Origin of the sequence: Bradyrhizobium sp. USDA 223 (assembly GCF_044909005.1) — a bacterium.
GTDB classification, from domain to species: Bacteria; Pseudomonadota; Alphaproteobacteria; order Rhizobiales; family Xanthobacteraceae; genus Bradyrhizobium; species Bradyrhizobium yuanmingense.
On the sequence record NZ_JBIYDR010000001.1, the window covers coordinates 7,363,114 to 7,385,317 of the forward strand.

The following is a 22,204-nucleotide window of genomic DNA, read 5'->3' on the forward strand; positions in this document are numbered from 1 at the left end:
CGAATGATAGACGTGCGCCCCAACTTGGCGAAGTTCTTGCATATAATTGGCCCTTGGCAAGGGCCAAGAATAGAAGGCTTGCGCTTGGCAAGGCCAAAGTCAGCGTCGCAGCTGCGCTTGGCAAGCCAGTCTCAAGGAAGCAAGAACGAAAATCCCAAGAGAACCACGAGAAGAGAACTACAAGAACTATCCAGTCCCCGCCACTTTCGAAGGCCAACCCGCCTCAGGTAAGGTCCTTCGTCTCACATCTCGAAAAGCAAGTATGACCAGAGCCGACGCCATCGCCCGCGCCCGTGAGGATTTCAAGTCCGGCGCGTTCCTCGCCGAACTCGACCGCCGCGTCGCCTACAAGACCGAGAGCCAGAATCCGCAGCGCGGCCCCGAGCTGCGTGCCTATCTGGAGCAGGAGATGCAGCCGGCTTTCGCCGCGCTCGATTTTTCCAGCCGCATCGTCGAATCCCCGAGCGGCAAGGCGCCGTTCCTGTTCGCCGAGCATCACGAGAGCGCGTCTGCGCCGACCGTGCTGGTCTACGGCCATGGCGACGTCGTCGACGGTATGGAAGGCGAGTGGCGTGATGGCCGGGATCCCTGGCGCACCAATGCTTCCGGCACGCGCCTCTATGGCCGCGGCACCGCCGACAACAAGGGCCAGCACAGCATCAACATGGCCGGGCTGCGTGCAGTGCGCGAGGCGCGCGGCGGTAAGCTCGGCTTCAACGCCAAGTTCATTATCGAGATGGGCGAGGAGATCGGCTCGCCCGATCTCGGCAAGGTCTGCGATCTCCACCGCGAGGCTCTCAAGGCCGACCTGTTCATGGCCTCCGACGGGCCGCGCCTCTCGGCCGATCGGCCGACGCTCTTTCTCGGCTGCCGGGGCGGCATCCGCATCCATCTCGACGTGAACTTGCGCGACGGCGGTCACCATTCCGGCAATTGGGGTGGCGTGCTCGCCAACCCTGCGACCATCCTGGTCAACGCGATCTCCACCCTGGTCGACGGCCGCGGCCGTCTCCAGCTCGATGCCTTGAAGCCGCCGCGGCTGACCAACCAGATCCGCGCCTATCTCGCCGACGTCGAGGTGGTGCCGACCGCGGACGAGCCGGCGCTGGCCGAAAATTGGGGCGAGGAGGGTCTTTCGGCCGCTGAACGGCTCTACGCCTGGAACACGCTGGAAGTGCTGGCGATGTCCTCGGGCAATATCGAGAAGCCGGCCAACGCGATTCCGGGCCATGCCAATGCGGTGCTGCAACTGCGTTTCGTGGTCGGGACGAAGGTTGACGGGCTGATCGACGCGGTCCGCGCGCATCTGGTCGGACGCGGTTTTCCGATGGTCGAGGTGCGCGCCGCGCAGAGTTTTGCTGCATCGCGCACCGATTTCGACAGCCCGTGGATCAAATGGGCGGCGGATTCGGTGCAGCAGACCACCGGCAAGGCGCCGGCCGTGCTGCCGAATTTCGGCGGCTCGCTGCCCAACGACGTGTTTTCCGAGATCCTGGGACTGCCGACGATCTGGGTGCCGCACTCCTATCCCGGCTGCTCCCAGCATGCGCCCAATGAGCACATCCTGCTGCCATTGACCGAAGAGGCCTTGACGGTGATGGCCGGGCTGTTCTGGGATCTCGGCGAGCTGCCAAAGCCACTGACAGGCCCGTTAACCTGAGCCGATGATCCAGCCGAAAGTTACATTCTAATCCGGCCCGATTTGTGCTTGCATCCGGGCCGCATCATCCGAAAGGGGAAGAAAAACGTGAAACATTTCCGTCACATCGGGCTCGCGCTCGCCGCGACCTTCGTCGTCAGCCAAGTCGGGGCCCAGGAGCTGACCGGCACGCTGAAGAACATCAAGGACACCGGCGCGATCACGCTCGGCTTCCGCGATTCCTCGATCCCGTTCTCTTATCTCGACGACAACCAGAAGCCCGTCGGGTTCGCGATGGACATCTGCTACAAGATCGTCGACGCCGTGAAGAAGGAGCTCAAGCTCGACAAGCTCGAGGTCAAGCTCAACCCGGTGACCTCAGCGACCCGTATCCCGCTGATGGCCAATGGCACCATCGACCTCGAATGCGGCTCGACCACTAACAATGCCGAGCGTCAGAAGCAGGTCGCCTTCACCAACACCCACTACCTGACGGCCAGCCGCTATGTCTTCAAGAAGTCGAGCGGCCTGAAATCGATCGACGATCTCAAGGGCAAGACCGTGGTCTCGACCGCCGGCACCACCAACATCAAGCAGCTCACCGAGGCCAATGTCGCCAAAGGCCTCGGCGCCAATATCATCCCGGCCAAGGATCACGCCGAAGCCTTCCTGATGGTCGAGACCGACCGCGCGGTCGCCTTCGTCATGGACGACATCCTGCTGGCGAGCCTCGTCGCCGGCTCGAAGAACCCGGACGACTATGTCATCTCCAAGGATGCGTTCTCCAAGCCCGAGCCCTACGGCATCATGCTGCGCAAGGACGATCCCGCCTTCAAGAAGGTGGTCGATGCCGCGACCGCGGCGCTCTACACCTCGGGCGAGGCCGAGAAGATCTACAACAAATGGTTCACCCAGAAGATCCCGCCGAAGGGCCTGAACCTCAACACGCCGATCTCGGCCGAGCTGAAGAACGAGTTCGCCAAGCCGACGGACTCGCCGAACCCGGACGATTACAAGTAAGGTAAAACCTCGATCTTTCGATCGGGATCATGTCCGGCCACTCTTGACACCAGGGTGGCCGGACATTTGCATAGGCGCCCAGGACTGCTCTGAACAAGACTTCTCTGAAGACGTCCAATGACGGGCGCGTTCGCGCGGGGGACACGTGAACTATAACTGGAACTGGGGAATCTTCTTCCAGCCGAACCCGATGGGGACCGGCACCTACCTCGACATGCTGCTGTCGGGCCTGGTGCTGACCCTCAAGACCGCGGCGCTGGCTTGGGTCATTGCACTGATCACCGGCTCGCTCGTCGGCGTGATGCGCACGCTGCCGTCGAAGGGAGCGAACTGGTTCGGCTTCGCCTACGTCGAATTCTTCCGCAACATGCCCCTGCTCGTGCAGCTCTTCCTGTGGTACTTCGTACTCCCGGAGCTGTTGCCAAAAGGCGCCGGCACTTGGCTGAAGCAACTGCCGAACGCGCCGTTCTGGACGGCGGCGATCGGCGTCGGCTTCTTCATGTCGGCGCGCGTGGCCGTGCAGCTGCAGGCCGGCATCGGCTCGCTGCCGCGTGGGCAGAAGATGGCGGCAACGGCGCTGGGCCTCACCACCGCGCAGGGCTATCGTTACGTGCTGCTGCCGATGGCCTTCCGCATCATCCTGCCGCCGCTGACGTCTGAATTCCTCAACACCATCAAGAACACGGCCGTCGCGATCACCATCGGCCTGCTCGAGCTGACCGGACAGGCGCGCTCGATGCAGGAATTCTCGTTCCAGGTGTTCGAGGCCTTCACCGCCGCGACCATCCTCTATCTCCTCGTCAACGCCGTCGTCGTGACCGCGATGCGCTTCCTCGAGCGCTGGGTCGCGATCCCCGGCTACATCACGGGGAAATAAGCGATGTTCGGCAATCTCGATTTCGATGTCATCCGCCGCGCGCTGCCCTATCTGTTCTACGAGGGCATGACGTTCACCCTGACGCTGACCTTCCTCGCAGCTCTCGGCGGTCTCGTCTTCGGCACGGCGCTCGCCCTGATGCGCCTGTCCGGATTCAAGATTCTGGGCCGCATCGCCGGCATCTATGTCGACTTCATGCGCTCGCTGCCACTGGTGTTGGTGATCTTCTGGTTCTACTTCCTGGTGCCCTATATCGGGCAGTGGGTGACAGGCGCCTCGCGTCCGATCAGCGTCGGCGCGTTCACGTCCTCGCTCGTCACTTTCATCATGTTCGAGGCGGCGTATTTCTCCGAGATCATGCGCGCCGGCATCCAGTCGATCTCGCGCGGCCAGCCGGCCGCGGCGAGTGCGCTGGGGCTGACCTACGCCCAGACCATGCGCTACGTCGTGCTGCCGCAGGCCTTCCGCAACATGCTGCCGGTGCTGATCACGCAAACCATCGTGCTGTTCCAGGACACCTCGCTGGTCTACGTCCTGTCGATCACCGACTTCCTGGGCGCGGCGAGCAAGGTGGCGCAGCGTGACGGCCGCCTGGTCGAAATGTATCTGTTCGCCGCCGTGGTCTACTTCACCATCTCCTGTATCGCGTCCTACGGCGTCCGCCGCCTCCAGGCGCGCATCGCCATCATTCGCTAGGGCTCCCCGCTCATGATCGAAATCAGCCACGTCAACAAATGGTACAGCCCCACCTTCCAGGTGCTGACCGACTGCACCACCAATGTCACCAAGGGTGAGGTGGTCGTGGTCTGCGGCCCCTCGGGCTCGGGCAAGTCGACGCTGATCAAATGCGTCAATGCGCTGGAGCCGTTCCAGAGCGGCGACATCCTGGTCGACGGCATCAAGGTGAACGATCCCAAGACCAACCTGCCGAAGCTGCGTTCGCGCGTCGGCATGGTGTTCCAGCACTTCGAGCTGTTTCCTCACCTGAAGATCATCGACAATCTCTGTCTCGCGCAGGAGAAGGTGCTCGACCGGTCGCGCGACAAGGCGATGGCGAAAGGCATGCAGCTGCTGGAGCGCGTGGGCCTCAAGGAACAGGCGCAAAAGTATCCCGCGAACCTGTCCGGCGGCCAGCAGCAGCGCGTCGCGATCGCCCGTGCGCTCGCCATGGATCCGATCGTCATGCTGTTCGACGAGCCGACCTCGGCGCTCGATCCGGAAATGGTCAGTGAGGTGCTCGACGTCATGGTGGACCTCGCTCATGAGGGCATGACCATGATGGTTGTCACCCACGAGATGGGCTTTGCCCGCAAAGTGGCCAATCGCGTGATCTTCATGGACCGTGGCGAGATCGTCGAGGACGCGGCGAAGGAAGACTTCTTCGGCAAGCCCCGCAGCGACCGCGCACAGAAGTTCTTGTCGAAGATTTTGTCGCATTAACCGGTCGTCATCCCGGGGCGCGCATAGCGCGAGCCCGGGATCCATCATGCGGCAGTACCGCGGTGAGATGGATTCCGGGCTCATTCGCCTTGCGAATGCCCCGGAATGACGGATCGTGGGTTTATCGAGCCCGCCAAATCTCCTATACCCGTGGCCAAATCCCTTCCCTCCCCAGGAGACCTGCCTTGGACTCGATCGCCTACGTCAACGGCTCATTCGTCCCGCTCTCGGAAGCCAAGATCTCGGTGCTCGATCGGGGCTTCCTGTTCGCCGACGGCATCTACGAGGTCTCGGCCGTGCTCGACGGCAAGCTGGTCGACAATGCTTCGCATCTGGCGCGGCTGGAGCGGTCCGTCGGCGAGATCAAGTTGAAGCTGCCGGAGACCATCGAGCGCATCACCGAGCTGCAGAAGGAGCTGATCGCGCGCAACAAGCTCGTGAACGGCCTCGTCTATCTCCAGGTGACGCGCGGCGCCGACAAGGGCCGCGACTTCCCGTTTCCCAAGGCTGACGTCAAGTCGAGCCTGGTGATGTTCACGTCCGAGAAGGACATCATCAACGCCGCGGTGGCCAAGACCGGCATCAATGTCATCACGGTGCCCGACATCCGCTGGGAGCGCCGCGACATCAAGAGCGTGGCGCTGCTGGCGCAGGTGCTGGCAAAGCAGGCCGCGGCGGAAGCCGGCGCCGGCGAAGCCTGGATGCTACAGGATGGCTATGTGACCGAAGGCGGCTCGTCCACCGCGTTCATCCTGACCAAGGACGATGTCATCGTCACCCGCCAGAACTCCAACGCGATCCTGCCCGGCTGCACCCGCAAGGCCGTGATTGCGCTTGCCGAGGAGCGCCAGCTGCGCGTCGAGGAACGCTCCTTCACGGTCGCCGAAGCGCTCGCCGCCAAGGAAGCATTCATCACCAGCGCATCCTCGTTCGTGCAGCCAGTGGTCGCCATCGACGGCAAGACGATCGGCGACGGCAAGCCCGGCCCGATGGCGACGCGCCTGCGCGAGATCTACGTGGACTTCGCCAAGGCGACGGCGGTCTGAGCCACACACTCGGCTGCCGTAGGGTGGGCAAAGCGAAGCGTGCCCACCTTTTCTTGAGTTCATGGAGAGATGGTGGGCACGGCGCAAGTGCGCCTTTGCCCACCCTACAAGACTGCGTCCGAGACGGCGCTGCAGCCTACGCCACCGACGCCTTCACCTTCACCGGATGCACGGCGCGGAACGCGATCGCGATCCTGTTCCAGGCATTGATGGCACCGATCAGCATGGTCAGGTTCACCGTCTCCTCCTCGGAGAACTGCGCGCGAACCTGTTCGTAAGTCTCGTCGGGCGCGTGCGTCTGGGCGATCAGCGTCACCGCTTCGGTCCAGGCCAGCGCGGCGCGCTCGCGGTCGGAATAGAGCGGGGATTCGCGCCAGCGTTGAGCAGGTAGATGCGCTGCTCGGTCTCGCCGCGCTTGCGGGCGTCCTCGGTGTGCATGTTGATGCAGAAGGCGCAGCCGTTGATCTGCGAGGCCCGGATCTTGACCAGCTCGATCAGCGATTTCTCCAGGCCCGTCGACTGGATCTGCTGCTCAAGCGCCATCAGCGCTTTGATCGTATCGGGCGCGGCCTGGTAGTAGTTCATGCGGGGCTTCATGGTCGTTCTCCTTTTCTTTGGTTGGGTTAGTGGGCTCCGCCGGCCGAGACTTGGCCGGGCTTCTTCAGAAAGAATACGGCGACGAGGGCAACGATCAGCGCCATGCCGAGCAAGTAGAACGTGTCGCTGAAGGCGAAGATGAAGGCCTGCTTCTGTACGGTATGGCCGATCGCGACATAGGCGCGATGCGCGGCGTCCGCACGGTCGAGAACGCCGTGATTGACGAAATATTGCGTGAGCTGCTCGAGCCGCGTGCGCGTGGCCTCCTCGAACACAGAGACCGACTGCATCAGCACGTTGGAGTGATATTGCTCGCGCTTGGACAGCAAGGTTTGCAGCAGCGCGATGCCGACGGCGCCGCCGAGATTGCGCATCATGTTGAACAGGCCGGAGGCCGAGCCCGCATTCTCCGCTTCGATGCCTGCCGTCGCCACCGCCGACAACGGCGCCATCACCAGCGCCTGGCCGATGGCGCGCACGACATTGGGCCACAGCAGCTGGTCAGCGGCATAGTCGTTGGTCATGTAAATGTTCATGAAATTTGATGCTGCGAACAGAACGAAGCCGACGCCGATGATGAACCGCGCATCGAGCTTCTGCATCAGGCGGGGCACCAGCGGGATCAGCACGAGTTGCGGCAGCCCGGTCCAGGCCAGCACCATGCCGATCTGCTCGGCATTGTAGCCCTGAATACGCGCCAGATATTGCGGCAGGATGAACACGGAGCCGTAGAGTGCAATGCCGAGCAGGAAGTTCGCGAGCATACCGAAGCCGAAATTGCGACGCACGAGCAGACGCAGATTGAGCAGCGGCTTCTTCACCGTGAGCTCGATGATCAGGAATGCCGTCAGCGCAACAGCGGCGATGATCGAGAGCTTGACGATGAACGGCGAGCCGAACCAGTCGTCCTTGTTGCCTTCCTCCAGCACGGTCTGGAGCGCGGACAGGCCGATCGCCATGGTGATGATGCCGGCCCAGTCGCCCTCGCGAAGCAGCGCCAGCTTCATCGGCTTGGGCTCGAGCGCGTACCAGAGCATGCCGACCATGATCGCGCCGGGCACCAGGTTGACGTAGAAGATGTATTGCCAGCCGAAATTCTCGGTGAGATAGCCGCCGATGGTCGGGCCGATCGCCGGCGCGAAAGTCGCCGACAGCGCGAACAGCGCAAGGCCGACCGGCTGCTTGGCGCGCGGCAGCAGCATGATGATCAGCGTGAAGGCCATCGGGATCAGCACGCCGCCGGTGAAGCCCTGGATGGCGCGCAGCACGATCATCTGCGACAGATCCTGCGCCAGCGCGCAGGCCGCGGACAGAACCAGGAACAGGATCGCGTTGGTGAGGAGATAGATGCGGATCGAGAGCACCTGCGCCAGCCAGCCGGACAGCGGGATCACCACGATCTCGGCGATCAAATAGGAGGTCGAGATCCAGCCGCCGTCGTCGATGCCGGCGCCGATCGCGCCCTGGATGTCCGCGAGCGAGGCGTTGACGATCTGGATGTTCAGAACTGCCATGAAGGCGCCGAGCGTGGCGCCGATCACCGCGATCCAGGTTTTTGTCGACACCGCGGGCGTGAGGGGGGCAGCGGGGGCGGGGAGGCCGGCAGCGGCGTCGACCGTCGGTTGGAGCGTGCTCATGGTTTCAACCGCCATTCGCGCGGGACGTACTGCCGGCGAGACGCTTGGCCGTCTCCCGCTCGGCCAGCACCGCCTGTTTGGTGTCGACGGTCGGCACCGCGGACATGCCGGGCCGCAGCAAGCCGGTGAGGCTGTGGTCGTCGAGCACGATCTTCACCGGAACGCGCTGCACGATCTTGGTGAAGTTGCCGGTGGCGTTGTCGGGCGGCAGCAGCGCGAATTCGAGCCCGCTCGCCGGCGACAGGCTGTCGACATGGCCGCGCAGGCTGATGTTGCGGAAGCTGTCGACGTGCAGCTCGACCGGCTGGCCCGGCCGCACATGCGTGAGCTGGGTCTCCTTGAAATTGGCGACGACGTAGACGGCGTCGAGCGGCACCACCGCCATCAATTGCGTGCCGGCCTGCACGTATTGGCCGACACGCAAGCTGCGGGCGCCGACCGTGCCGTCCACCGGCGCGGTGATCTCGGTATAGGACAGGTTCAGCGCCGCCTGCTGCGCGACCGCGCGGGCGCGTTCGAGCTGGGCGGTGGCCTGAGCGCGCTGGGTGGTGAGCACGTCGACCTTGCGCTGCGCGGCGACGAGGCCGGACTTGGCATGCTGCAATTGTGCGCTGCTGGCGCGCAGCGCCGCGTCGGTCTGCTGCGCGCGCTGGATCGTGCCGGAGCCCGACTTCATGAGGTCGTCGTAGCGGGCGCGCTCCTCCTGCGCGAATTTCAGATTGGCTTCTGCAGCTGCGACGTCGGCGGTGCTCTGTTCGATGATCGGCTGCTGCAGTTCGAGCTGGGCGTCGATGTTGCGGACCGAGGCTTCGCCGGCAGCGACGTCGGCTTTCGCCTGGTCGAGCGCCGCCTTGAAATCGCGGTCGTCGATCTTGGCCAGCAGCTGGCCCGCCCGAACCTTCTCATTGTCCCCGACCAGCACCTTGGCGATGTAGCCAGAGACCTTCGGCGCAACGATCGTGGAGTCCGCCTTCACATAGGCGTCGTCGGTGGATTCGAGGTAGCGGCCGTTGGCCCAGTAATCGTGTCCGTAGTAGCCCATGGTCGCAGTGGTTGCGAGCAGTGCGAGCACCAAGGCCGCCCGCCGGACCCTGTTCCGCCGGGCCGGCATAGCGGGCGGCGCCTTGGCGTAATCGCGCGTGATTTCAGTGGCTTGCTGGAAGGTCTCGGTGCGGGGCATTTCGGACATTGCAGTCTCCTGTCGGCTCGCTGAGACTATCGGTCTTGCTGGCGCGGATGATAATCGGCTAGATTCTGGAAGGATTATCCATTCAGGGTGGATAATCCGAGCGGTCACCCTGGCTCGTGATGTCTCCCAGGCGCGCGGCTACGCCAGCGCGATTGCTGCTGAGGCGCACATCCCAGTGCAAGGAAAGCCATGGACCGATTGACCAGCCTCGAAGTGTTCAGCCGGGTGGTCGAGACCGGCGGCTTCTCCGCAGCAGCCCGCAAGCTCAACATGTCGACCACCATGGTGAGCAATCACGTGCAGGCGTTGGAAGACCGGCTCGGGGTGCGGCTGCTTCACCGCACCACGCGCAAGGTCAATCTAACCGAGATCGGGAAGGCCTATTACGACCGCTGCGTCCAGATTCTCGCCGACATCGAACAGGCCGACGACATCGCGAGCGAATTGCAGTCGGTGCCGCGCGGCACGCTGCGCATTCACGTCGCCACGCACATGGTGCCGTTCGTCGCGCCGATTGCGGCCAAACTGCTGTCGACCTATCCGGAGCTCAAGATCGATCTGCGCATGGGCGAGGCCGAGGTCGACCTCATCGAGGAAGGCTATGACGTTGCCCTGCGCATGACACAGCCACCGGACTCGAGCCTGATCGTGCGGAGCCTTGCCACCTGGCGCCACGTGCTGTGTTGCTCCCACGATTACATCGAGAAGCACGGCCGGGTGCAAAAGCTCGACGAACTCGCCGGGCACAATTGTGGTCGGCACTTGAACTATCCGTTCGGCGACGAATGGCGCTTCCTCGATCGCAAGGGCACGCCGGCCTCGGTGCGCGTCTCCGGCAGCTTCGTCACCAATAGCGGAGAAGCGCTGCGCAAGGTCGCGCTGGAGGGCGCCGCGATCTGCCTGATGGCGGGGTTCCTCATTCAGGATGATCTCGAAGCCGGCCGCCTCGTGCGCCTGTTGCCGGAATATCGGACGGTCGAGCTCTCCATGAACGCGGTCTATCCGCACCGTCATCATCTGTCGGCGAAGGTGAGGACCTTCATCGACCTGCTCGTGCACCACAGCGCCGAGCAGCAGAAGCTGATCAACCCGTATTCATGAGACCTTTCACAGGCGGGCTCCACGTGCGGCAGGAAGCGTGTTGACATCACCGAGTTATCTGCAACAATACAACCTGAGATATGAATGATGTATTTGGGACCGAGGCAATCGGTTCGATCCTTTTTTGATACGACGTTTCGTCCGGGCCAGCTTTCTAGCTTCTCCTCTTCCATCTGTTGCTCTTCCATGTTTGACGGATCGACGGGCGGCAAGCCGGTCAACGTTCGCTTGCGTGAGCTTCGCAAGGGATCGGCGGCATCATCCCTGTGATGGAGCTGGATGGCTTGGTCTGGCCCGACTGCCGCTCTAGGGAGGCTTCGATGACCATTGCCAGAACAGGATGGATTGCGACTTTGCTACTCGGCCTCGTGATGGCGAGTGGCGTGCAGCCTTCTCCTGCTGCGGCCGACGATGCGTGGCCGGTCAAGAACAAGCTGATCGGCAAGGACGGAGGCACGTCGAAGGATGTCAGCGGCATCGCCTGCACGACCGCTGATGGGTTTCCCCGTTCGTGCCTCGTTATCGACGACAATCTCCAGGGCGCTCAATTCATCGAATTGACCGACGGCAAGCTCGTCGCCGGCAGCCCCGTGAAGTTGATCGACAACACGTTCAATGGCAAGGCGCTCGAACTTGATGGCGAGGGCGTCGCCTTCTCCAAACGGCAGTATTACGTCATCGGCTCGCATGGCCATCCGCGGGACAAGGACCACAAGCTCGACCCCAAGAAAGATGCCGATAAGATTCGAGCGAGGATTGCCGCAAGCAGCCAGATCGTTCGGTTCCGCACGACGGGGGCAGATGGCAATGCGTCGGGCATCGAGCGTACGGGGCAATTGCGAGAGGTCATCGCGGCCGAACCTGCGCTTCTCGAGTTCATGGATATCAGGCTGGAGAAGAACGGCTTGACCATCGAGGGCGTGGCGATCAAGGACGATCGGACGTTGCTCGCGGGATTCCGGGGGCCCGTCTTGAACGACAATCGCGCCGTCGTCCTGTCGGTAGAGATAGACGCGCTGTTCGGCGATCGAAAAAGCACGACTCACCGGCTGTTCCGACTTCCGCTCGGTGACAACAGGGGTGTACGCGATCTCGCCGCGTTCGGCGATCGCATCCTCATCCTGGCCGGTCCTGGTGCGGACGGGCCGGGAGCCTACGCAATATATTCTTGGGACGGAGCGTCCGAGACCGTACGGCTATTGAAGGAACTTCCGTTCGATCCAAAGCGAAAGCCGGAGGGACTACTGCCGTTGGGCGCGACTTCCGCCGGACTGCGCGTCCTGATCGTATTCGACAGCGATAAGGAAGGTACGCCCACCCCCATCGAAATACCACGATGAACGGGATCGGACCTCCCCTCGCCTTGTCCGGCCGGCCGAACGAACGAGGCGCCACCTTCGATCATTTCCGGAGGGAGTCCGTCAGCGAGCCGGTGGCGGCAAGCGCCCAAACGCAGCCTCGAGCGCCATGCCGATCGCGAGCAGGCGGGAATCGCTACCAGCGGGGCCATCGAGCTCAAGCCCGATCGGCAATCTGCTGCTGGCACCGAGCGCGATCGGGATCTGGATGCCGGGAATCCCGGCATTGCTGCCGGGGTCCGTGTTCTGAATGAACAGGCCGAAATTCTCGAGGCTGCTGGACTCCGGATTGGAGGGGATGGCGACGCGCGGCGTGGTCGGGAAGGCGATCGCATCGAGCCGGTTGTCGGCAAAGCTCCTGGCGTACAGCGCCTGCAGCGCGGGGCGCGCAATCTCGATCGCGGCGTCGTAGATCGGCTTGGCGTCGACCAGGGTGCCGTCGGGACCAGGCAGCTTGCGCGGGATCACCAAGCCGTCATAGGTGCCCTTCACATCGGCGCTGGCGATCTGCTCCGCCAGTGCCGCGATGGAGAGGCCGGTGCCGGTGTGCCTGAGATAGGCGACCAGATCGTCATAGGCCTCGTACAGCGCGACGGGAAAGCTGACCTGGGCGTCGAGCTCTGCCAGTTGCGACATCTCGATCTCGACGACCGTGACGCCTTGCATCTTCATTTTCGCGACGGCTTCCTGGAACGCGGCCTCGGTGTCGGCATCGAGATTGGCTAGCATCGATCTCGCGAGGCCGACTCGGACCTGAGTCAGATCCGCCGGCGCAAGCGCATCGCCACCGGCGATGACGCGGTCGAGCAGCGCGACATCTGCCATGGTCGCAGCCATCGGGCCTGCGGTATCGCGGGTGTGCGAGATCGGCGCGATGCCGTCTTGCGGGTAGCGACCGACGGTCGGGCGCAGCGAGGCGCATCCGTTCAGGGCGGCAGGCACCCGCACCGATCCGCCGGTGTCCGTGCCGAGCCCGCCGGCGACGATCCGCGCGCCGATCGCCGCGCCCGTGCCTGACGAGGAGCCGCCGGCGATCAATGTGCGATCATAGGCGTTGCGCACGCCATACTCGGCGCCGGTCTTGAACGCGGTGTTGTAGCCGGAGATACCGAAGGCGAGCTCGTGCATGCTGGTCTTGCCGATGATGACCGCTCCGGCATCGCGCAGCTTTGTCACGACAGGCGCGTCGGCCTTCGGAATGTAATCCCTCAGCGCCGGTGTGCCGGCGCTGCAGGGCAGTCCCGCGACCTCGATATTGTCCTTGATCACGATAGGTACGCCGCCGAGCGGCTTTGTCTTGTCGCCTGCCGCGTCGAACACGGCCGCGGCCTTCAAGGCGCCAGCTTCGTCCAGGGTGACAAAGGCATTGAGTTCGGCGTTGGCCTTGGCGCGGGCCAGGGCTTCCCGGGTGAGTGCGGTGCTCGTGAATGTCCCAGCGGCGAGGCCGGCCGCGGCCTCGGTCAGTGTCAACTGGTCGAAATCCATGATGCATCACCCGATTCCAGGAGGCCATCAGAGCGCCCCTTAAGGAGCAGAGGCTGAAGCGTCCGCGGCGCCGCGTCAACCGGTGGCGAGCATCCTTGCCGGCGTTGGTGTGTCCAGTTCGGCGAGTAGCCGCTCGACGTCGGCCTTCACCTTCACAACCGCGATGTCCTTCACCGGGCCATAGCCGCGGATATCCATCGGGCCTTTGGCGATCGCCACGAGATTTGGCAGATGCGCCGCGTCGAGCTCGCCCAGCATCCGCTCGATCAGGCCCTCATACCAGGCGATCAGCTCCCGCTCGGCGCGCCGTTCCGCGGTGTAGCCGAACGGATCGAACGGCGTTCCGCGCAACCCCTTCAGGCGCGCGAGCATGGCCATAGGCATCTGGATCCACTGGCCGAAGGCGCGTTTGCGGGGACGTCCACGAGCATCGCGCCGCGAGGGCAGGAACGGCGGGGCAAGGTGGTACTGGATGCTGAAGCCGTCCTCGAACTCACGCTTCAGCTCGTCGAGAAAGCCGCTTCGCATGTGCAGCCGCGCCACCTCGTACTCGTCCTTGTAGGCCATCAGCTTGAACAGGCCGCGAGCGACCGCCTCGGTCAGCGCCTCACTGTTCAGCTTGGCCTCGGCATTGCGGACCTTTCCGACCATCGCCCGGTAGCGCGCCGCGTAGGCGTCGTTCTGATAGGCCGTGAGGAACTCGGCGCGCCGGGCAATGAGCTGGTCGAGCGTCTCGGCTTCAGGTGCCTTGTCCGAGGTCGGCAGAAAATCCCGATCGGCCTCGGCGATCCGGCCCCAGGCAAAGGCCTGCTTGTTGCGTTCGACCGCGACGCCGTTGAGCTCGATCGCGCGGATCAGCGCCTGCAACGAGACAGGGACGAGACCGCGCTGCCAGGCAAAGCCCAGCATGATGATGTTGGCGTAGACGGCATCGCCGAGCAGGCGCTCGGCCAGCGCATTGGCATTGATCGCGTCGAGATTGTGCTCGCCGATGACCTGACCGATCGCGCGCAGGCGGCTTGGCGCAGCGAGATCGGCGTCGCGGAAGCGGACCACGTCGCCGGTCGGCATTTCCGCGGTATTGACGGCGGCACGGGTGCCGCGGCGATATGTGCCTGATGCCTTGGGCGAGGCGCTGACGACGAGGTCGCAGCCGATCAGCGCATCGGCCGCGCCCTGGTCGATGCGAACCTGGTGCAGCGCCTCGGGGCTCGCGGCCAGGCGAATGTAGCTCAGCACAGGCCCGAATTTCTGCGCAAAGCCGGTGAAGTCGAGCACCGAAACGCCGCGGCGTTCCAGATGCGCGGCCATGCCGATCAGCGCGCCGACGGTGATCACGCCGGTGCCGCCGACGCCGGTCACCAAGAGATCGTAGGGCCGCTCGAGCGTTGCGGGGGCGGGCAGGGGTAGCGTGGCGGCGTGGCCGGCCGCATCGATCCGGCTCGCGCTCTTCTTCCGCCGCGTCGCGCTTTCTATCGTGACAAAGCTCGGGCAGAAGCCGTTGAGGCAGGAAAAATCCTTGTTGCAGGACGACAGATTGATCTGCCGCTTGCGGCCGAACGGCGTCTCCTTCGGCTCGACGCTGAGGCAGTTGGATTCGACCGAGCAGTCGCCGCAGCCTTCGCAGACGAGGTCGTTGATGTAAGCGAAGCGCTTGGGATCGGCCATCTGCCCGCGCTTGCGCCGGCGCCGCTTCTCGGTGGCGCAGGTCTGCTGGTAGATCAGCACCGAGACGTCGGGAACCTCGCGCAGCTCGCGCTGCACGGCATCCATCTCCTCACGCGGATGGATGGTCACGCCGGATGGCAGGTCGGCCGGCCTGAATTGCGCGGGATCGTCCGACACCAGGGCGATGCGCTCGACACCCTCGGCGCGGACGCTCTGGGCGATGGCATGGACGCTGACGGGCCCGTCGACCGGCTGGCCGCCGGTCATGGCGACCGCGTCGTTGAACAGGATCTTGTAGGTGATGTTGGCCTTGGCCGCGATCGCCTGCCGGATCGCCATCGAGCCGGAATGGTAGTAGGTGCCTTCGCCGAGATTCTGGAACACGTGCTTGCGGCCGGTGAATCGCGATGAAGCAGCCCAGTTCACGCCCTCGCCGCCCATTTGGATCAGTGAGGAAGTCTCGCGGTCCATCCAGCTTGCCATGAAGTGACAGCCGATGCCGGCGAGCGCCTTCGATCCTTCCGGCACTTTGGTCGAGGTGTTGTGCGGACATCCCGAGCAGAAATAGGGCGTGCGGGTCGCGCCGCTGACATTGATCGTGCGCGCGGCCTCCGGCATCAGGGCGGCCGCGCGCGCGGCGAGATTGAGACCCGGAAACATCGGATCGAGCCGGCGCGCGAGCACGTTCGCGAGCGCGCGAGGCGACAATTCGCCGATCCAGGAGATCAGCCGTGCGCCGGTTTCGTCGTGCTTGCCGACCATGCGCTCGGGCTTGCTGCCGGGATAATCGTAAAAATATTCCTTGAACTGGCTCTCGATGATGCCGCGCTTCTCCTCGACCACCAGGATCTCGCGCTTGCCCTTCACGAACTCCATCGCGTCGTGCAGCGCCAGCGGCCAGACCATGCCGACCTTGTAGACGTCGATGCCGATGCGGCGACAGGCCGCTTCATCGAGGCCCATCAGCCGCAGCGCTTCCATCAGGTCGAGATGCGCCTTGCCGGTGGTGACGATGCCGTAGCTGGCGCTGGGGATATCGTAGATGTGGCGGTCGATCGGATTGGCCTTGGCGAAGGCGTAGACGGCGTGCTTCTTGGCTTCCAGCCGTTCCTCGATCTGCGGGCCCGGCAAATCGGGCCAGCGATAGTGCAGGCCGCCGGGCGGCGGCGTGAAATCGGGCGTGCGGAAGACGCGCGGCGGGCGCAGCGCGACGGATGCGCCTGATTCCACGATCTCGGAGATCGCCTTGAAGCCGACCCACATGCCGGAGAAGCGGCTCAGCGCGTAGCCATATTCGCCGAACGCCAGATATTCGCCGACGTCGCCCGGATGCAGCGTCGGCATGAACCAGCTCATGAAGGCGACGTCGGACTGGTGCGGCATCGAGGAGGAGACGCAGCCATGGTCGTCGCCGGCGACCACCAGCACGCCGCCATGCGGCGAGGAGCCATAGGCATTGCCGTGCTTGAGCGCATCGCCGGACCGATCGACGCCCGGGCCCTTGCCGTACCAGAGCCCGAATACGCCATCGACCTCGCGGTCGCCTTGCGTCTCGACCTGCTGCGATCCCAGCACCGCGGTCGCCGCGAGGTCCTCGTTCACGGCGGGGAGGAATTCGATGCGGTCCTGCTTGAGCCGCTGCTGGATGCGCCAGAGCTCGAGATCGATGCCACCGAGCGGCGAGCCGCGATAGCCGGAGATGAAGCCGGCGGTGTTGAGCCCGGCCGCACGGTCTCGTCGCGCCTGGTCGAGCGCGATGCGGACGATGGCCTGCGTGCCCGTGAGGAAGACGCGGCCCTCCTCGCGCTCGTAGCGATCGGAGAGCTCGTACGTGTCGAGTGACGGAATGGCGTCCATGGCGGACCTCGCGCGGCATCCTGCCCAGTGATGGAAGGTTATGCCTGGGTCGCCGGTAGGTCTTACCTATTTATCCCTTCTGCTATAGAAATTCGGTAGAATTTTGCATGCAGACGTCGAATCTGGTAGATCTGCTCGAACTGGAGCCTCCCATGATCGAAGAGCAGGACACCCGCATTCTTGCCCATCTCCAGCGAGATGGCCGCGCCACCAACCAGCAACTCGCCGACGAGGTCGGCATGTCCACCTCGGCCTGCTGGCGGCGGGTGCGAGCGCTGGAGGAGAGCGGCGTCATCCAGGGCTATGCGGCGCTGGTCGCGCGCGAACGGGCAGGCTTTGCGATGTCCGCCATCCTCCACGTCTCGCTGGAGCGGCACGATGCAAAGTTCGTCGATGAATTCGTGGCGAGGGTCACCAAACGCCGCGAGGTGCTGGAGTGTTTTGCGACCACCGGGGACGCCGATTATCACCTCCGCGTCGTCGTCCAGGACATCGCGGCCTACAACCGCTTCCTCGACGAGTTCATGTTCCGCATCCCCGGCATCCGTTACGTCCGTAGCAACGTGGTGCTGAAGGAGATCAAGACCAGCGTGGCGCTGCCGTTTTGAAGGAGGTGCTACGGCACCGCGATATCAACCTCCCGTAAATCATCACAGGCTGCAAACTGGTAGACGGAACATGCCATTCGTGGGCGGTTCGACCTCGCAGCGGTATTCCGGTCAGTTTTGTCGCGCTCGTTCGCAGCTCGTTCACTTTGATCGACGGTTTGCGCCGCGCAATAACGACCACTTAGGCGATCGCCGCGCATAAAGGCCCCGGGATAAATAGGCAGAAATGCCCGGGAGCTGAGATCGTGCCGACGACACTCGCGCGCACCTTTGCGGCGTTGAGCGCCATCAATGAAGCGATCCTGTACGCGAGATCGCCGGAGGAGCTGTACCAGAAGGTCTGCGACGCCGGGTTTTCGAGCGGGGATTTTCTGGCCGTTGCCGTTTTCCTGGTCGAGCCGGACGGCCGAAGGCTGCGCTACGCGGCCGGTTGTGGCGATGACATTGCGCGGCTCCGCTCGATCGTGATCACGACGGAAGCCGGCACGCCAGAGGGATCCGGCGTCGGCGGCGAGGCGTTTCGCGATCAGAAGCTGTGCGTCAGCAACGACTATCTGAACGATCCGCGCTCGCTGGCGTGGCGCGAAGGCGCCGCCAAGGCGCATATCGGTGCGGCCGCGGCGCTGCCGCTGCTCTGCAATGGCAAGAGCGTCGGCGTATTGTATGTGACGCGGAGCGAGGCCAACTCGCTGAACGAGCAGATGGTGTCACTGTTCGAGCGCATGTCGGCGAACGTTTCCTACGCGCTGGACAATTTCGCCCGTGAGACCGCGCGGCAGACCAGCGAGCGGGCGACGCGGCGGCTCAACCGCATGTTCGGCGCCATCAGCGCCACCAACGAGGCCATCCTGCGCGCCAAGACCGAGCGGGAGCTATACCAGCTCGTGTGCGACGCTTCGGTCCACAGCGGCAAGTCGCTGGCGACCATCGTGCTGCTTCGCGAGCCGGACTCGCACTGGATGAAGCCTGTCGCCGCCACCGGGCAGAACCTCGATCTCGTCACCCAGGCGCGCTATTCGGTCGATCCGGACAATCCTTACGGCAAGGGTATCTCGGGCGAGGTGTTCCGGACGCAGAAAGCCATCGTCGAGGACGATCTTGCCAGCCGCACAAGGGGCACGCCGTGGGAGCAGGCCAACGTCAACACCGGCGTCGCCGCCTGCGTGGTCGCGCCGTTGATCAGGTACGGCGAGAGCGTCGGCGTGCTGCTGTTCTTCATCAGCCGGTCCTGGGCCAAGGACGAGGAGATCGTCGCGCTGCTGCTGCGCATGGCCGAGAACGTCTCCTTCGCGATCGAGAATTTCGGCCGCGAGGCCGAGAAAGCCCGGATCTCCGCCGAAGAAGAGTGCCTGGCGCGGATGTATGCGGCGCTCAGCGCCACCAACGAGGCGATCCTGCGGGCACGGTCGCGGGCTGAGCTGTTCGACCTCGTCTGCGAGGCGACCGCAACGGGAGCAAAGTTCACCTCGGCCACCGTCGCGCTGGTCGACCATCAGACCGGGCTGCTGCGCGTCGTCGCCTGCTACGGGCCGAATGCGGATCAGGTTCGCAACTTCACGTTCTCCACCTCCGACCAGGTGCCCGAAGGGCGCGGCTTGACCGGCACCGCGTTTCGCACGCGCCAGCCCGCCGTCAGCAACGACGTGCTCGCTGACGAGCGCATTGCGCCGTGGCAGGCCAGTGCCCGCCGCAACGGCATCGCGTCCTCCGCGGCCTTGCCGCTGTTCAACGGCGACTGGGTCGAGGGCGTCTTTCTGTTCAACTCCCCGGAGCGCGGCACCTTCACCCCGGAGCTTGTCGAGCTACTGCGCAAGCTTCAGGCCAACGTCGCCTTCGCGCTCGAAAGTTTCGACCGCGCCGACGAGAAGGCGCGGGCGGACAAGCAGCGCAATCGTCTGAGCGGAATGTTCGAGGCGCTGAGCGCGACCAACGAAGCCATCATGCGCGCCAAGACGCGCGAGGAGTTGTTCGAGGCGGCCTGCCAGGCGGCCGTGCTCGGCGACCTGTTCGCCTCGGCGACGATCGGCATCATCGACGACGCGCGCGAGCTCGTCCGCGTCGTTGCCGTCAAGGGACGCCTGCAGGAGCGTATGACCGGGCGCACCTGCATCATTTCCGCCGATCATCCCGAAGGCCAGGGCATCATCGGCACCTCGCTGCGGACGTGCCGGCCCAGTGTGATGAACGATTATCTGAACGAGCCGCGCTCCGCATATTGGCGCGCAAAGGCCATCGAGGATGGAACGCGGGCTGCGGCGAGCTTCCCGCTTCTGAGAGCGGGACGGGAACCGATCGGCATTCTGCTCTTCCTCGCACCGGAAGAGAATACGTTCACGCCCGATCTGGTCGAGCTGCTCGGGCGCCTCGCGGAGAACGTCTCCTTCGCACTCGACAATTTCGAGCGCGCTGAGGAGAAGGCCCGCACCGAAGCGCAGAAGGAGCGCCTGACGCGCATGTTCGCGGCGCTGAGTGCGACCAACGAGGCGATCATGCGCGCGAAGTCGCGCGCCGAGCTGTTTGACCTCGTCTGCCTTGCGGCATCGAACGGCGCCAAGTTCACCTCGACCACGATTGCCCTAGCCAGATCCGGCACGGACCAGCTCGAGATCGTCGCCGCCGCAGGTCCCTCCGCCGGCACCACGCGCAATGTCCGTCTCTCCATCGATCCGGATCGGCCGGAAGGGCGCGGCATGAGCGGCACGGCGTTCCGCACGCGCCAGCCCTGCATCAGCAACGATTATCTCAACGACGACCGCGTCCGTGTCTTCCACCCCATCGTGCGCGGGGACGGCGCGCGGTCGGGCGCCGCGTTTCCGCTCATCGTGCACGACCAGGCGGTTGGCGTCATGATCTACATGTCGACCGAACCGGCGACCTTCACGCCCGAATTCGTCGAGCTGTTGCAGCGCCTCGCCGACAACGTCTCCTTCGCGATGGAGAACTTCGATCGCGCCGACGAGAAGAACAAGGCCGACGAGCGCATCGAATACCTCGCCTCGCACGACAGCCTGACCGACCTGCCGAACCGCGAGACCTTCAACGCCCTGCTGCGCGAGGCGATCGATGCGGCGCAACGCCACGATCACCGCTTTGCGGTGCTGTTCATCGACCTCGACCGCTTCAAGGTCATCAACGATTCGCTGGGTCACGAGGCCGGCGACCTGCTCCTGCTCGAAGTGGCGAACCGCTTGCGCGGCGCTCTGCGAGCGAGCGACGTGGTCGCGCGCCTCGGCGGCGACGAGTTCGTGGTGATCCTCGACCAGTGCGGCGAGATCGAGGACGTCCAGCGCATCGCCACCGGGCTGCTCGCCGCGCTCGCCGAGCCCATGCAGCTGGCCGGCCACGAGTGCCATTCCACCGCCTCGATCGGCATCGCGATGTATCCGGCCAACGGCTCCGACGCCCAGACGCTGACCAAGAACGCCGACATGGCGATGTACCTCGCCAAGGAGGACGGCAAGAACGGCTATCGCTTCTTCTCCAACGAGGTGAAGACGCAATCGATCGAGCGGCTGTCGCTGGAGAGCGCGCTGCGCCGCGCGCTGGAGCGCGAGCAGTTCTCGCTCAACTACCAGCCCAAGGTGGACATGGCGACGGGGCAGATCACGGGCGTCGAGGCGCTGCTGCGCTGGACGCATCCCGATCTCGGCAATGTCTCGCCGGCACAGTTCATTCCGCTCGCGGAGGAAACCGGGCTGATCGTGCCGATCGGCCGCTGGGTGCTGAAAGAGGCCTGCGCGCAGGCCATGGCCTGGCAGCGCCGCGGCCTGCTGCCGCTGTCGATGGCGGTCAACCTGTCGCCGCGGCAGTTTGCCGACGAGCATCTGTTGCAGGACGTCGACGAGGCGCTGGCGGCCTCCGGCATGTCGCCCGTGCTGCTCCAGCTCGAGGTCACCGAGAGCATGATGATGCGCAATGTCGGCCGCGCGCTGAAGGTGCTCGACTCCATTCAGAGCCGCGGCATCCGTCTCGCCATCGACGATTTCGGCACCGGCTATTCGTCCATGTCGCTGATGAAGCACTTCCCGATCGACACCATCAAGATCGACCGCTCCTTCGTGCGCGATCTGCCGCAAGATTCGGAGGATCAGGCCATCGCGCAGGCGATCATCAGCATGGGCAAGGCCCTCGGCATGACCGTCGTCGCCGAAGGCGTCGAGAACGCCGAGCAGGAGGCATTCCTGCGCGCCCATGGCTGCGACGAGATGCAGGGCTTCCTGATCTCCAAGCCGCTGCCGGCGCGGCAGATGAGCGAGCTGCTGCGGCCCATGGCGCTGCCCGTCGCGCCGCCGCTGCAGCCGGAGCAGGACGCTGCAGTCACGGAAGCTGCGTCACGGCTGAAACGCACTGTCGTCTGACGGCTGCGGCTGCAGCTCGCGAATCTCGTCATCCTTGGTGTCTGCCTTGCGCGGAAAATCCTCCGGCCAAGACACCGAGGTCTGATCCTCGAACAGAGCGAGGAGCAGACACGCGCCCTCTGCAAAGGTCGATCCGTCTTCGAGGCCGAGCGCATGCGACCACGCACCGGGCATCGGCTGGCGCACGTCGAGCACCGCGATCGCGGGTCCCCACCACCAAGCCGGCGCCGGCGAGCGCTCGTCCTCGGGCACGGCGAGCCAGCGGGCGAACTCGTTCACCACGCGCTCGAATTGCAGGCTTGCGGCCTGATGCATTCGCTCGGT

The 22,204-nt window shown here is 64.4% G+C and carries 15 protein-coding genes and 1 pseudogene; 10 read left to right on the plus strand and 6 right to left on the minus strand.

The annotated features are described in order from the left end of the window. The first annotated feature begins 262 nt into the window (after window positions 1–262). The 6 genes from ABIA40_RS34310 (at window position 263) to ABIA40_RS34335 (ending at window position 6,022) form a co-directional block, all read left to right on the plus strand. Window positions 263–1,660 (plus strand): M20 family metallopeptidase, encoded by a 1,398-nt coding sequence (locus tag ABIA40_RS34310; RefSeq protein ID WP_404545656.1) that lies wholly within the window; start codon window positions 263–265, stop codon window positions 1,658–1,660. A gap of 87 nt (window positions 1,661–1,747) precedes the next feature. Continuing rightward, window positions 1,748–2,659 (plus strand): amino acid ABC transporter substrate-binding protein, encoded by a 912-nt coding sequence (locus ABIA40_RS34315; protein WP_404545658.1) that lies wholly within the window; start codon window positions 1,748–1,750, stop codon window positions 2,657–2,659. A gap of 145 nt (window positions 2,660–2,804) precedes the next feature. Further along, on the plus strand, window positions 2,805–3,536 hold the full coding sequence (locus tag ABIA40_RS34320) for an amino acid ABC transporter permease (RefSeq protein WP_126259516.1): 732 nt from the start codon (window positions 2,805–2,807) through the stop codon (window positions 3,534–3,536). Between the two features lie 3 nt (window positions 3,537–3,539). After that, complete coding sequence (locus ABIA40_RS34325) at window positions 3,540–4,232, plus strand: amino acid ABC transporter permease (RefSeq protein ID WP_128266201.1); 693 nt, start codon at window positions 3,540–3,542, stop codon at window positions 4,230–4,232. Window positions 4,233–4,244: 12 nt separating this feature from the next. After that, the gene (locus ABIA40_RS34330; RefSeq protein ID WP_128266202.1) at window positions 4,245–4,976 is read left to right on the plus strand and encodes an amino acid ABC transporter ATP-binding protein; all 732 of its coding nucleotides are present in this window, start codon (window positions 4,245–4,247) and stop codon (window positions 4,974–4,976) included. A gap of 185 nt (window positions 4,977–5,161) precedes the next feature. Further along, on the plus strand, window positions 5,162–6,022 hold the full coding sequence (locus ABIA40_RS34335; protein WP_057028294.1) for a D-amino-acid transaminase: 861 nt from the start codon (window positions 5,162–5,164) through the stop codon (window positions 6,020–6,022). A 136-nt stretch (window positions 6,023–6,158) separates the two neighbouring features. On the opposite strand, the pseudogene ABIA40_RS34340 reads toward ABIA40_RS34335, so the two are convergent. From ABIA40_RS34340 to ABIA40_RS34350, 3 genes and pseudogenes are all read right to left on the minus strand, one after another. Then, window positions 6,159–6,619 (minus strand): annotated as a pseudogene (locus ABIA40_RS34340) (carboxymuconolactone decarboxylase family protein). A gap of 26 nt (window positions 6,620–6,645) precedes the next feature. Then, on the minus strand, window positions 6,646–8,256 hold the full coding sequence (locus tag ABIA40_RS34345; RefSeq protein WP_404545661.1) for an MDR family MFS transporter: 1,611 nt from the start codon (window positions 8,254–8,256) through the stop codon (window positions 6,646–6,648). 4 nt (window positions 8,257–8,260) lie between these two features. Beyond that, a complete protein-coding gene (locus tag ABIA40_RS34350) occupies window positions 8,261–9,445 on the minus strand; it encodes an HlyD family secretion protein (protein ID WP_404545663.1) in 1,185 nt (394 codons plus the stop codon). A gap of 189 nt (window positions 9,446–9,634) precedes the next feature. On the opposite strand from ABIA40_RS34350, the gene ABIA40_RS34355 reads away from it, so the two are divergent. Both ABIA40_RS34355 and ABIA40_RS34360 read left to right on the plus strand, forming a co-directional pair. Continuing rightward, complete coding sequence (locus tag ABIA40_RS34355; RefSeq protein WP_275497738.1) at window positions 9,635–10,546, plus strand: LysR family transcriptional regulator; 912 nt, start codon at window positions 9,635–9,637, stop codon at window positions 10,544–10,546. A gap of 320 nt (window positions 10,547–10,866) precedes the next feature. Next, complete coding sequence (locus ABIA40_RS34360; RefSeq protein ID WP_404545665.1) at window positions 10,867–11,886, plus strand: DUF3616 domain-containing protein; 1,020 nt, start codon at window positions 10,867–10,869, stop codon at window positions 11,884–11,886. An 81-nt stretch (window positions 11,887–11,967) separates the two neighbouring features. Here the strand turns inward: ABIA40_RS34360 and iaaH are convergent, their stop codons facing one another. After that, complete coding sequence (gene iaaH, locus ABIA40_RS34365; protein ID WP_404545667.1) at window positions 11,968–13,389, minus strand: indoleacetamide hydrolase; 1,422 nt, start codon at window positions 13,387–13,389, stop codon at window positions 11,968–11,970. Window positions 13,390–13,464: 75 nt separating this feature from the next. Continuing rightward, window positions 13,465–16,914: an indolepyruvate ferredoxin oxidoreductase family protein gene (locus ABIA40_RS34370; protein ID WP_404545669.1), complete on the minus strand. Its 3,450-nt coding sequence runs from the start codon at window positions 16,912–16,914 to the stop codon at window positions 13,465–13,467. 152 nt (window positions 16,915–17,066) lie between these two features. Here ABIA40_RS34370 and ABIA40_RS34375 point away from each other — a divergent pair, with 152 nt between their 5' ends. Further along, on the plus strand, window positions 17,067–17,522 hold the full coding sequence (locus tag ABIA40_RS34375; RefSeq protein ID WP_404545671.1) for an Lrp/AsnC family transcriptional regulator: 456 nt from the start codon (window positions 17,067–17,069) through the stop codon (window positions 17,520–17,522). A gap of 245 nt (window positions 17,523–17,767) precedes the next feature. Continuing rightward, a complete protein-coding gene (locus tag ABIA40_RS34380; protein ID WP_404545673.1) occupies window positions 17,768–21,880 on the plus strand; it encodes a GAF domain-containing protein in 4,113 nt (1,370 codons plus the stop codon). On the opposite strand, the gene ABIA40_RS34385 is transcribed toward ABIA40_RS34380, so the two are convergent. After that, window positions 21,854–22,195, minus strand: coding sequence for a hypothetical protein (locus ABIA40_RS34385; protein ID WP_157283101.1), 342 nt, complete (start codon window positions 22,193–22,195; stop codon window positions 21,854–21,856). The genes ABIA40_RS34380 and ABIA40_RS34385 overlap by 27 nt on opposite strands. Window positions 22,196–22,204: the final 9 nt, after the last annotated feature.

Bases quoted from the DNA above. Each gene is read 5' to 3' on its own strand.
- ABIA40_RS34310 (WP_404545656.1), top strand. From the start codon at position 263: ATGACCAGAGCCGACGCCATCGCCCGCGCCCGTGAGGATTTCAAGTCC.
- ABIA40_RS34325 (WP_128266201.1), top strand. From the start codon at position 3,540: ATGTTCGGCAATCTCGATTTCGATGTCATCCGCCGCGCGCTGCCCTAT.
- ABIA40_RS34330 (WP_128266202.1), top strand. From the start codon at position 4,245: ATGATCGAAATCAGCCACGTCAACAAATGGTACAGCCCCACCTTCCAG.
- ABIA40_RS34345 (WP_404545661.1), bottom strand. From the start codon at position 8,256: ATGAGCACGCTCCAACCGACGGTCGACGCCGCTGCCGGCCTCCCCGCC.
- ABIA40_RS34350 (WP_404545663.1), bottom strand. From the start codon at position 9,445: ATGTCCGAAATGCCCCGCACCGAGACCTTCCAGCAAGCCACTGAAATC.
- ABIA40_RS34355 (WP_275497738.1), top strand. From the start codon at position 9,635: ATGGACCGATTGACCAGCCTCGAAGTGTTCAGCCGGGTGGTCGAGACC.
- ABIA40_RS34360 (WP_404545665.1), top strand. From the start codon at position 10,867: ATGACCATTGCCAGAACAGGATGGATTGCGACTTTGCTACTCGGCCTC.
- iaaH (WP_404545667.1), bottom strand. From the start codon at position 13,389: ATGGATTTCGACCAGTTGACACTGACCGAGGCCGCGGCCGGCCTCGCC.
- ABIA40_RS34370 (WP_404545669.1), bottom strand. From the start codon at position 16,914: ATGGACGCCATTCCGTCACTCGACACGTACGAGCTCTCCGATCGCTAC.
- ABIA40_RS34375 (WP_404545671.1), top strand. From the start codon at position 17,067: ATGATCGAAGAGCAGGACACCCGCATTCTTGCCCATCTCCAGCGAGAT.
- ABIA40_RS34385 (WP_157283101.1), bottom strand. From the start codon at position 22,195: ATGCATCAGGCCGCAAGCCTGCAATTCGAGCGCGTGGTGAACGAGTTC.